Source organism: Acetivibrio ethanolgignens, assembly GCF_001461035.1.
In the GTDB taxonomy this organism is placed as follows: Bacteria; Bacillota; Clostridia; order Lachnospirales; family Lachnospiraceae; genus Velocimicrobium; species Velocimicrobium ethanolgignens.
Window position 1 is genome coordinate 1,702 of the sequence record NZ_LNAM01000196.1, and the last position, 11,785, is coordinate 13,486.

Consider the following 11,785-nt stretch of genomic DNA (forward strand, 5'->3'; position numbering starts at 1 on the left):
CAATCAGTTCCATTTTAGGAGTTGGTTGTAAAAAAGGGTGAACTTCACGGATTCAGGTTACATTTAATCAGAAAATACAAACCATTTTCGTAAACTTTTTTACAAATTTAATATCCCTCTTAATTCGTAATACTTAGAGGCATCCGCCCTACTTTAGTAGGCTAGTTTTGCAAGTAACATGCAAGTAACTGGAAACACTTTTTAACGCACCAAAAAAAGGAGACGACTATTCGTCTCCTTTGTAAACATATCCAGTGTATTCCCAAAATAGCTTTGGACTTATATAGTAATCAAAATGACTACTGCCTTCTCTTTTAAATGCTGTTCCGAATGGTAACCTCTTCTCCTGAAGTCCCTGTGTCACGTACACCCTGTCTTTTTTCATAACCTTTGCAGCAACTGAAATTGGAACGCACTCTCCGCTAAACTTCGGAGTTTCTAAGTACACCGCTATGCTACCTCCATCTTGTTTCACTGTTTTTGCAATCAAATCACTCATTGTCATACCTCCTTAGCTAATTATCAATGTAACTAACTATGTGAAAGCTGACTACTAAGTTATCAATCATTAAACCACAACGTACGATTCAAACCGCTGTAACCAAGGGTAATAGTATCACCGTACTCTTCACGAAGCTCTTGCTGAGCCTCACCTGTATTACAAAACATTGGACTGAAATGAGTTAACCACACCTCTTTGACTCCCCGTGCTTTTGCAAGTTGTAACGACTCAGTGCACGTAGAGTGATACATCTTAGAATTTTTAGGGGTTGTATTCCAGTACATTCCTTCAAGTATTGCTAAATCTGCATTGGTTAATTGATTAGCTAAGCTCTGACAAGGTAAAGTATCCGTCGAGTACACTACTTTAATACCTTTTCTGCTAGGTCCGAATACTCCCTCTTGCGTTAAAAGCAGCCCATCTTTCTCAATACTATACCCGCTTCGTAGTAATGCAGCCATTGCGTTATCAACACCAAAGCAGGTAGCAAGGTCTTGATTATACACAGCAGGTCGTCTCAACTCAAATGTATAACCATAGCACTGCGTTGAATGCTTTACCTCAAATGCAGTTACAGAGAAGTTTTCAAATAAAAACTCTTCCTCTTTATCCCGAATGCAATATCTCTGAACAGCTTGTTAATCTTTAAAATCATTGGGTAGTCACCAACAACACCACCATCACTGTCACGCTCTACATTAGACAAGTAATCTACTCCAAACTGGGAGTTAGAAAGTGCAGGAATATTAACATGAATTGCCGGTATCGTAAAGATACGAGGAACTCTGTATTTCTTAAAAATAACCCAATCCTGCTTAGTCAGTGTCTTAGCATCAGAAGTATCCCATTCTGTAACACCGGCACGCTTCATTAATGTTGCACGTAAAGCCTCATTCGTCTGTGCCATTTCTTTAAGAACTAAGGCTGAGGATGTTGCAGAAATAGGTGGTCTGTAACAATTACCCGCATTAAATCCATCAGGTTCTGACTGCCCTGTAACAGGGTTAAACGGAATCGCCAAATCGATAGGAAGGAGTAATCTACTAACCTTCCGCAACTCACGCTTAATACGTGGAATATACCGTTTCTTCTTTTTTGACTGCAATGCCTCAGAACGCATATTCAGCGAACTACCTCCATTGCTACCAGCCTGTTCCAGCATAGTCATCAATTCTTCATGTGTTAAAACTTTTCTTTCCATCTTACTACCTCTTTCTTTGTTTTATTTTTATTTGATTTACTTATTAGTACTGTGTGTTCCAACAGCACTGAGCCCGCAGGCAAAAAAGGTAAGCGTGGTATCTCTCCACGCTTACCTTAACTATTTATAACTTACAATTCTACTTATTACGGTTTTAGTTTTTATCTGCTTTTTATAGTATCAAATGTTATTATCGAAATACACTAATGCTACGCGTACTTTCGCTCTGATTTACTAAAGATTTTAAATCAGCTACCAGTCTATCTCTTTTATCGGAATGCAGAAGCTCATCAATATCCTTAGAAAAACCTTGTTTGTACAATTCAACATTATGTAAACTCTGCGCTAACCGTCTGTAAACTTTCATTCCAGCCTGGTCATTATCTGTTACAAATATCACTCGCTGTACAAACCGCAATTGCATTATCATAGCATCAGTAACAGCAGAACCTAACATTGCCGCAGCATTAAAACCTTCGTAGTTTAAACTTATAGCATCAAACAACCCATCAGTTAAAAACAAGTATCCATCATCAAAAGCTTTCTTGTATACTTCCTTTGGCGTGTACAAGAAATTACCTTTAGTAAACACCCGTTTACCACTTAATGTGTAATGGTTGCCGCTTAAAGTTGCATCCTCCTTCTTCGCTAGGTACATCTCTGGATTGAACCCGACAAACCCCTTAACAACATCTGCAACATTGTATATTGGAAATACAAGATGACCTGCCCAAACACAATCATCTCCCACATAACATCCGTACTCTGGGTCTCTTAAGTCCTCTCCGAATACAGCAAGCATATACTCATTATTTGGAACAAAGAAAGCCCCAATACTCATCAAATACTCACCTGGAATACCTCTGGTACTTCCAATAACATTTGCAAATTCCAGCTGTGTGTTAAAATGCTCACCATGAACAACAGCAATACCTTCATTGTAAACCTGGTCTAAGTATCTCATACTGCAATCACAAACCCATCTGAATAAATTTGATATCTAAAATTGGCTTCAGCTTCTTTGTACACAATTCGCTCTGGTAGTCGTCTAGTGTCTAACATCTTTACAGTACCACTCATAGGAATACTGCCAGGCGACACCTTGCATTTCTTCATTTTGGCAGAACTTTGTATGCTAAATGGAACCTCATTATCAAATATTTGATTCTCAAGTAAATACATAACGGCAATCATAACTTTATTTTGAAATTCTGTAGGCTCCGTGCCACTTAGCAGTTGGTCATTGTAATAAGCCAATCCTTCTCCCAAGCTCGTGAACTTGATTACACCGCCATAATCCACTCTAGAAGGAATATCATAAACCTTTAATTTGCCTCCCTTTGTGAGTGTGTAAACTCCACTACCTTCGCCATTTTTAACAAAATCATTGACTGTCTTATCACTAACCCTGGTGTCTTTAATCATACTAAACTCATCTAGGGTTACCGTTTGCTCTTCAATTTCTGTATCATCACTAATACCCCATACGAAGTCTGTAATACTGCCAATATCGGCACAATCATCCATACCACGTAATTTATCAATTGTTCTACTCAGTGCGTCTAAAAGCTCTTGCTTTCTGCGTATATTTTCATCAGACTCTACAAAGTCTTTAGCAATCATTGCACGTATTGCAACTAGGCCGTCACCTGTCTCAGTTACTTTAAGGAAATTCTTTAGAAATGCAACTGGATACTTCTCTCCACTTTTCTTAAATGCCTCGTCCAAATTAGTATAAACTTCATACAACTTATCGAGTATCATCTTATTTACTCCTTTCATGAAAAAGAAAAACGATAGGTACTATCTATCGTTTTTCATACTTCTTCATCGGTCTCTGCCTCATGAATCCAATATTCTATTGTTTCTCTTGGGACACTGAAATAATCTGCAACCCTAAACAACTCTTCTTTATCATTAAATCTTAACATATACGTCTTAATCGCTTCTATCAGAGTACCTTCATCACACCACTTCTCGTTCTTCACATACTCAACGATCGCTCGTTCCGGAGATGGTAACAGTAACAATGGATTTGTGTGCATCGGCTTTACACAAAACTCAGTATCAATATCTGGGTTGTAGTAATAAATCATTGCACCATAATTAATTCCGTCTATCTCCTTAAACGGCGTCCACATAGTAAGCACTATACCATCCTGTGTTGTTAAACCGTTTCGCACAAGAGCACATTGCCCGCACAGCACAGTAAGTTTTGTAATCTCTCTATCAAAGATATAATCGCTCATTTCCATCGCCTCTCTAAAGGTGACCATTTTGTGCAATCAAGTTTGTTCTTTACAGGCATTATGAATCTGTAAAATTGAAAAAGCACATCATCAAATTCCGGTTTATCCAAAGCTACATTTGCAACAGTACTGTCAATTAGTACCAATTTTTCCCAAGCTTTTCTGTATTGCACAATCACATCATCACTGAATGGAATATGATCCCACTCTGCACCACCACGTATTTCAATATACTCAACAAGCTTTTTAAAATCTATAGAGGTATAATTTGTAATAGCATACAGATCATACAAATCTTTGGCACGTCGAAATCTCTTTCTAGAAAGAATAGCAATTATCTTATCGCTCAGCATTCGCTCAAATTCAAATGCCTGCACCTCTGTAAACTTAATGTTGTAATGCTTAACTCCGTATGAAATGTTGTGCAGCCCAACATCTACTCCTAAAATCTTTTCTCCGCTAGCTGCATACATATCAATTCCACCAGAACTTGTGGGAGCGATACTATCCTTTATTTTGTAATCTGCAATTATTCCTGCCTTTTCAAATTCAATTGCAATTCTCCCAAGCTCATTCTTTATAACTTCATAATTCTTCTTTTCCTCAATTGAAAAGTCGATGTCGAAAGTCATTCTACTACCAGGTATAAGCTTATTCAGCATATACCCTCCTTTAAAAGCAATAGAAGTAGTAAACATGCTAGCTAATCTATTAACCATATAATCCAACTGCTCCATATGACTAAGATCAGCCAATTTTGAATACTTGCTATTTTCGCTCTCGTAAATATCAATTACATCTGTTTCGAATGTTTTTACATCATCAAAAGCATTAAGTGGTTCCATTGTTACACCTCCAACCTATAGTTTAACAGTAACTGTAATTTATGTCAATTAAATTACTTTTTATGAAGACCTGTGACATACTGATAATGAGCATCTTCCATAAACTCAGATGTTCTATGCAAGCTATTAACTGCATTTGCAACATGGCTTAAACTCCAGCGAGGTTGTCCTTTGTTAAACAGATTTTGTACGGTGGTCTCATTAACACACGGCATCAACAATTTATGTGACTGTGTCCTTAAATCCTTTACACCACCTCTGGAGAAATCAAACAGCACCAACTGCACCTTTGGTGTTGCTCCACGTAAGGTAAAGGGTTCCATCCAACGCATTAGTGTTTGTGCATGAATAGACGATTGGTTAAATACATCGAACGTTCTGGTATTTTTCTGCATCTCACCGGAGGCGTCTCGGTATGTACTCGTCTTTGTCAATGTACACAAATCTGTCAAAGTTTTCTCTCCACTGTAGCTCTTGCATTCAAACAAAAATACAGTATCTTCTGTAAACAGTGTGAAATCTAACTCTGTTAAAAATCTACTATTGAACTGACCATCTTTGTTACGTAGAACTAAACCCTTATCCCATACCCAGTCATGTGCCCACTCATGATTCATTACAAAATCGATAACACATATCTCAAGCACAGTCTCACAAAGTTCTCCATTAACTATCTGTTTAAAGCGAGGGTCATCACCTTTATCATGTGCGTACAGCAATTCTTGTGCTACTTTTATAGCGTAACCCTTACCATTACTGGTAAAATTGTCCATTAGTAATGTATGAGTTTTTTCCTTAAGCTGTTTCTCTTCGTTCCTCGTCATAGTTCAATACCTCAATACTCTTTCTCGTTTTTACAAACTCTTCGTAATCCACAGTAGGCGGGGAAACTACATCAGGAACACCAACCTTCCTACAGTACAAACACGTCATATAATCGCACAAAGCAACAACGTTATTCATACTAACATCTGACTTTGTATTAAACTGGAAAAATTCACCATCTTGGTAAACACTACCTTTTACATTATTACTAAGTATCTCTATTGTTGCCACGTCATGCTTTTCTAAGGCTTTTTTGCTCTCCAAAATCTTTGCTACCATACTATACATTAAAGTTTCTCGTTCACTTGCATCTATTGCATAGTAATTAACCTGAGAAGTAGTCGGTTCATAAACTGCGACTATTGCAGTATCATTTACAATATTGTAATGCATATGCAATTGAATTGAATTTGGTAAAGGGTAATAACTTGAAATTGCAGTCTCTGTATTAGTATCATACACCGTAATTTTATCTTTATTTTTATTACAGCTTTCTGCAATTTGATTCATCAATCCCTCATCAATCCTATTGTATCTGTAACCTGCCTCGACAGTCATCTCCAAAGGAATCCAGTCATCTACCAGTATTGTTCTAAACTGCTCAAACACCCAAGCATCTTTTAGCACACTTTCTTTTACCTTAAACACAGGTTCATCATGCCGCAAAATATACAAACTAATATCGTCCTCAGTGTAACCTAAACTGTAAAATTCATCTAGTATAGCGTTCACTATTAGCATAGCAATTTCACTGGTGCCTGTCTGCATTGGACAATTTAAAGCTCTTGTCTTTGTACTATAGCTATCATACTGATAAACAGGGCATACTTCAACATGGCCAAAATAGCTTGTTATACTTATACCGAGGTTAAGCTCAAGTCTATGTTCTAATCGACGTACAAACTCCTGATACCTATCACACGTCTTTAAGAATTGCGTAAGTCTATTAATAAACTCCTGCTCTTCCTGCGTTGTACCAGAAGCTCCACCGTACAGCACTTTCAATGTCATTGTTTTGTACAGTTTACGCTCACTCTTGAATTTTTCAGCATCGAATGGAATATTATTTGCCTTATTAACCAATCTTGCAAACCCCTCATACTTATCTGCATACTGAGACATAACCTTATCATTCTCTTCAGACCGGATAAACAAATTGTATGCAACTCTAAAGTCGGATTGAGCTAAGTCTCCCCACACCAGCACATACCCATCCTCGACTGAAATAACATTGCTATTCTCTTTACTTATTTGGGCTATTATGTCAAACTTACGATAATTATGCCTAAGGTTTGTTTGCAGACCAACATTGTATGGGACATTTACCAAGGTATCCCCGTAATGATTTTTGCCAATTGGAACAACACACTCCTGCAACATTTTTCTCATTTTATTATTGATTGCATACAACGACCGGTATTTTGAATACAGCTCAATAAACTCCTGTGCATACCCAGCTGCTGCCAACTTTTCAAGTATTGGAAGAGCAATAGATTCATCTTGCGTTTTTCTATTATTGAAAAATCTATCCGGACAATTCTTATACCGTTGTAAATACCGAAGTACAGAAGGCTTGTCTATTGCAAAGCAATTACCTCCACTCTCATGTTTTACTAATGCAATAGCTTTATGTAGAAGCGTCTGCTCTACACCGCGATCATACTTGTAAGCATACTCGTAATCCTCACGTACTATTGCTATACTTCCGTTTCTTTTTATTCTTTCTTCAAACTTATCAATATCTACTGGGGTTTTACTTGTAAAACGATACACATCCACCCTCCTATCTTAAAGTGGTTCTCCATCGAACAACATCTTTTTAAACTTAACTATTGGTTTCATTTTATTAATAGTATCGTACAGCACAGCAAGCACTGCAGCCTTAGTTGCAGGGTAATCATCTGAGCATTTTAACCTGTTAGGGATATTTGATGCTATATTATCAAGTAAATACCACCTAAAATTGTCTGGACTTCCTAAATCCTCAAATTTAGAGGTGGAACAAATAAACCGCACATTAGCTGTAGCCGCATCCTGTAACAACTTAACGAACTCTGTCTCGCACTGTGACCTATGGTCTCTTCCTAATCCAATTATGCGGTCTAGTCCATACACCCAACAAAAATACCTAGGTAAGTTAGAACTCTCAGTTTTGCTCATACCCAAACCATACTTCTCATACATCGTAAGGATAGTACCCATAACATTGCACCGTGCTTCACTTGCGACTTGTACAGTCATAGTATTTAGTCCGAACATCCTCTTGTATGATTCCATTTTAGTTAAGTTCCAGTAAACAAGAGCTGCACGAGTTTTAGCCAACTGTGATTGTTTACAGTTTATTTTTTTTATAACTGCGTTGTACATCTCTTCAAAACCATCCTGCTCAAATAACGATTGTTTTGGTGACCTAAATGCTTCCTTATCTATTTCGAGCATTAGGTTTCTACAATTTATCATCATTGCGACATCAGAAAAGAACTTGCTGTCTGAAAATGACTTTCCATCCTCGTACCGCAATGGCTCTAAATACTCAAAATCGTCTTCATCGAATGATGTATTAGCATTAAACACAAGATTACTGCATTTCATTCTACCAATGTTGTACATAACCATTTTATGAAATCTTTTGAGTGTATTTGTTTCACTACTAATACAGCATATATTCTCAATATCTTTTCCGGTTAGTTGTAACCTGAATGCTTTTACATCATCTTTACAAACAGAAGAGACTTCGCCTAAGTATATCGAATTTTTATCAAGTGCTGGATTTTCCATAAACCTGCGAAAAGCAGTTTCATCCATAACATCTTTCTCATCATAAAAATCTAGCTCTGGTTTATACCCTATAGCTCTGGCTGCCTCAACCGTGCTTTTTGCCAATTCTGCAGAAATAGTTCCCTCCATATACGGCACTCTTATCAGTACATTAAAATGCTTCGAGTCAGCAGCATCACTATTATCATTTTGTATTAGCCGTCCAGGTTTATTCATATTATTCTTAGCGGCATCATTACCAAGAATTTTTGTACTAACGTCACCAAAGCAACCTACTGCCATTCTACCTGTTACATTTTTAAAAAGTTTAGCTGGTATAGCAGAACCAATCTCCTGTGATGCCAGTATCATATGAACACCAGCAGCTCTTCCAAGTCGCCCGAATGAATCATACAATGCTTCAAGAATCCCCTTTTGTTTGTTATTGGCATTTTCAAGTCCAGCTTGAAACTCATCTGCAATAATAAATATCTGCGGCAAAGTTAAACCTGTAATACGCCTAAATTTAGCAATATCTTTTATTTCTGTTTTATACAGCTTACCGGCTGCAGCAAACACCTGCTGTCTTGTTTTCATTTCATTCTCTAATTCCTCAAGCATTGAAATGAAATAATCAACGTCCTCTGTTGCAGCAACCATTCTAACATGCGGCATTTTATAGGTAGTAGCGATTGGTTTAAACTCAACAATCTTAGGGTCAGACAAGTACAAATGCAATTCCCATGGCGCATACTCCAAAGTCATAGCCCAAATAATCGCATTCAATGTAACAGACTTTCCCTGTCCTGTTGAACCTCCCAACATAGAGTGAATATTTCTCTGCCCCATAACAAAATCATTAACATACCGGCTATCACCATTTTTGTAACCTGACCTAATCCTGACACCATTCGTAGAATCGCCACTCCAAATAGGTAACCCCTTGTAACCCTTGATAGGTTCTTTAATTGTTAATACCTGAGCAGGTGTGAAATCACCTTTCAGCATAGCATCATTACTTTTTGGTAACTTTACTTCGTAAGGGTAAGTTCGTTTATTTTCTTTCTCAATAGTAGGGAGGACTTTATTAACAAAATCCTCCATAAACAAAATAGGTGTGCAACCGTCTTTCATTTTTGATTCTGTTTTATGAGTAACTCCTAAGATAGACTCATTATCTATTATTATCACTTATTCTTCACTCCCTTGCACATCTCGTTGATGGCAACTTTGTAGTAATCCATTGTTTCCTGATCTTTAAAGAATAACTTAAATATATCCTGCCTGTTCTTTAAAATACATGACAAATCAGACAACATCCAAGGAATAACCATAACTATTGACTCCTTGCCAACTATTCTTTCAGGAGGTACACTATCAATAGTTGCTTTGTCGACTAATGTAAATCTAAAGAGCTTTTTAAGCTGCTCCTTCACCGTAATATGTATGAAATCAGCAGCAAAACCACCAATCACTTCACCATTTATACCAAGTAGCAAGTAATAATTTGAATCTGGAGGCACCTGTTTAAATATATTTATAGCAGGTGCACTTGCAGTTGCTGCTGTTGTTACAGGAGCCTGCTCTGGTGCATTAGCTGTACGGGTAGTAGCTTGTGCAGCTGTTGCAGGCACTACAGGTGTTGTATTTGTAGCACCAAAAGAAGTAATTGTTTGTGTACGAACTTCCGGCTCCTTAGTTACTGCTTCCGGCTTGGTAGCATCTGTTTCACCTTGGTAACCAACTTCCTTAATACTATTTTCCCATCTAGTTAATAACTGTGCTAAACTGGTGTCCGGGTTAACAGCATCATATCCAGCAGCTTCAAATACAGGGATAAGAACCCTAACAATACTGTACTGAACTGCCTCTGCTGGTGACGTAATAAGATACTGGCTTATTTTCTGCTTAAGCTCCTCAGCAGTTCTAAAACTACGCTCAACTACATGGTCTGTTAATTTTGCATCACTAAACAAATCATGGATTAATTTTAGCTGGGAAGGAGCTTTTACATTAAATGATTGAAGTGACATACACATCTCAAGCATCTCATCACTACGATACACCGGATCATACAGTGCATTACTTTCATCATGTTCAAATACCTTCACTACATCACTTAAGGACATAACATAATAATCAGCAATACTGTCCTGCTCAACACTCCACGTACCATTGTTGTAAGTAACACCCTTTACAGAAATTTTATTAGCACTTATAGCTCTAACAGCGTCTATCATACTAAGGTATTTGTACTTGTGCATCTTCTTATCGTTAACCTTATTTATCATAGGAGCTCCAAGAGCAAAACCTACGACTCCTCCGGAAGTGTACTTAAATTTAGGGTCACCAATAACAGAATCATCAACAATTAATCCTACAATTTCGTATACCTCATAACCATGCACATAACTGTAGTCATCAATATTTCCAATACACTCAGTTACAGTACCGTCACCGAGATTAAACTGCATATCGAAATCAGGTAGTGTTATAAATGTAGGTTTACGTTCTCCCCAACGGAGTAACTGAATAATTGTTAACGGATACGCTTTGTAACCAATACTAACAGCAGCCTTCTTTACAAAGTTCAGTAACTCCAAGGTTGCATTGTTGCCAATACTTCCAGTAATCTCTGCACCACCATACGCACCAAATTTATTAGTAAACACATATTTAGATTGCATAGCATCTCCGGCAGATTCACTATCAGCTGTTGTGTCCACTAAAGGAACATCAGGATTATGGCTCCAGTGCCATGGATACACAACTTCGATTAGTGACCTCATATACTCCTCGGACTCTGCATCAATAATACCTTTATCCTCACCAAGCTCGTTCTCCACATTATAATTAATCCAATCAATCAGTGCATCATAATACTTTTGCTCATTGCTGTGCAATTCATACGTAGAATTTGTCGCAACACCTTCAATAAGTGGATACTGATACTTAGGAATACTGCTAACCTTATACCTAGGTGTTTCAGCAGCTTTATCAGTGTATGGTTGGCATACAGCTCCTCGTTCCGGAAATGTGACTAAAAGATCGCCGCTCTCATCAATATTAGTTGGATTAGGGAGTTCAATAAACACAGTATCTGTACAGCTATTCTGGAAGACAGTACGATTATCTGCTGCATCCATGTGTTTGAACACTGTAACTTCACTGAGAGCTAAGCTCTCAAGAAATGCTCTTGTTTCAGCAAAGAATTCAGGACTTATATTCTCTATTGTAATTGAGTATGGTGTAGTACATCCCAGATGATACTTACAGTAATCTAAAGTTGCAAGAAGTGCTTCAGAACTTGCTTCTTCTGTTCCATATTTACTAATCATAGCACCTATCTGTCACGCGTCAAATTATAATTCTCTCCTGTCGCAATCCTGCCGCAGATTAAATCCTA

The 11,785-nt window shown here is 37.6% G+C and carries 11 protein-coding genes; all 11 read right to left on the reverse strand.

The window, feature by feature from the left end; all coding sequences use genetic code 11:
• Positions 1-226 precede the first annotated feature (226 nt).
• Positions 227-499, reverse strand: a complete 273-nt coding sequence (locus ASU35_RS15305) for a hypothetical protein (RefSeq protein ID WP_058353852.1) — start codon at positions 497-499, stop codon at positions 227-229.
• A gap of 62 nt (positions 500-561) precedes the next feature.
• Positions 562-1,008, reverse strand: coding sequence for an MBL fold metallo-hydrolase (locus ASU35_RS15310; protein ID WP_058353853.1), 447 nt, complete (start codon positions 1,006-1,008; stop codon positions 562-564).
• Positions 1,009-1,073: 65 nt separating this feature from the next.
• A complete protein-coding gene (locus ASU35_RS15315) occupies positions 1,074-1,703 on the reverse strand; it encodes a hypothetical protein (RefSeq protein WP_058353854.1) in 630 nt (209 codons plus the stop codon).
• Between the two features lie 190 nt (positions 1,704-1,893).
• On the reverse strand, positions 1,894-2,667 hold the full coding sequence (locus ASU35_RS15320; protein WP_058353855.1) for a toprim domain-containing protein: 774 nt from the start codon (positions 2,665-2,667) through the stop codon (positions 1,894-1,896).
• The gene (locus tag ASU35_RS15325) at positions 2,664-3,467 is read right to left on the reverse strand and encodes a hypothetical protein (RefSeq protein WP_058353856.1); all 804 of its coding nucleotides are present in this window, start codon (positions 3,465-3,467) and stop codon (positions 2,664-2,666) included. The genes ASU35_RS15320 and ASU35_RS15325 overlap by 4 nt, the downstream gene beginning before the upstream one ends.
• A 53-nt stretch (positions 3,468-3,520) precedes the next feature.
• On the reverse strand, positions 3,521-3,952 hold the full coding sequence (locus ASU35_RS15330; RefSeq protein WP_058353857.1) for a hypothetical protein: 432 nt from the start codon (positions 3,950-3,952) through the stop codon (positions 3,521-3,523).
• Positions 3,949-4,797 (reverse strand): nucleotidyl transferase AbiEii/AbiGii toxin family protein, encoded by an 849-nt coding sequence (locus ASU35_RS15335; protein WP_058353858.1) that lies wholly within the window; start codon positions 4,795-4,797, stop codon positions 3,949-3,951. The genes ASU35_RS15330 and ASU35_RS15335 overlap by 4 nt, the downstream gene beginning before the upstream one ends.
• A gap of 53 nt (positions 4,798-4,850) precedes the next feature.
• Positions 4,851-5,621 carry an NERD domain-containing protein gene (locus tag ASU35_RS15340; protein ID WP_058353859.1) on the reverse strand — a complete coding sequence of 257 codons (771 nt, stop codon included), beginning with the start codon at positions 5,619-5,621 and terminating at the stop codon, positions 4,851-4,853.
• A complete protein-coding gene (locus ASU35_RS15345) occupies positions 5,593-7,395 on the reverse strand; it encodes a hypothetical protein (protein ID WP_058353860.1) in 1,803 nt (600 codons plus the stop codon). Before ASU35_RS15345 ends, ASU35_RS15340 begins: the two co-directional genes overlap by 29 nt.
• 15 nt (positions 7,396-7,410) lie before the next feature.
• Positions 7,411-9,570 carry an FtsK/SpoIIIE domain-containing protein gene (locus ASU35_RS15350; protein WP_058353861.1) on the reverse strand — a complete coding sequence of 720 codons (2,160 nt, stop codon included), beginning with the start codon at positions 9,568-9,570 and terminating at the stop codon, positions 7,411-7,413.
• Positions 9,567-11,717 carry a hypothetical protein gene (locus ASU35_RS15355; RefSeq protein WP_058353862.1) on the reverse strand — a complete coding sequence of 717 codons (2,151 nt, stop codon included), beginning with the start codon at positions 11,715-11,717 and terminating at the stop codon, positions 9,567-9,569. Before ASU35_RS15355 ends, ASU35_RS15350 begins: the two co-directional genes overlap by 4 nt.
• Between the last annotated feature and the right edge of the window lie 68 nt (positions 11,718-11,785).

Coding starts and splice junctions, on each gene's coding strand:
- ASU35_RS15305 (WP_058353852.1), bottom strand. CDS start 499: ATGAGTGATTTGATTGCAAAAACAGTGAAACAAGATGGAGGTAGCATA.
- ASU35_RS15315 (WP_058353854.1), bottom strand. CDS start 1,703: ATGGAAAGAAAAGTTTTAACACATGAAGAATTGATGACTATGCTGGAA.
- ASU35_RS15320 (WP_058353855.1), bottom strand. CDS start 2,667: ATGAGATACTTAGACCAGGTTTACAATGAAGGTATTGCTGTTGTTCAT.
- ASU35_RS15325 (WP_058353856.1), bottom strand. CDS start 3,467: ATGATACTCGATAAGTTGTATGAAGTTTATACTAATTTGGACGAGGCA.
- ASU35_RS15330 (WP_058353857.1), bottom strand. CDS start 3,952: ATGAGCGATTATATCTTTGATAGAGAGATTACAAAACTTACTGTGCTG.
- ASU35_RS15335 (WP_058353858.1), bottom strand. CDS start 4,797: ATGGAACCACTTAATGCTTTTGATGATGTAAAAACATTCGAAACAGAT.
- ASU35_RS15340 (WP_058353859.1), bottom strand. CDS start 5,621: ATGACGAGGAACGAAGAGAAACAGCTTAAGGAAAAAACTCATACATTA.
- ASU35_RS15355 (WP_058353862.1), bottom strand. CDS start 11,717: ATGATTAGTAAATATGGAACAGAAGAAGCAAGTTCTGAAGCACTTCTT.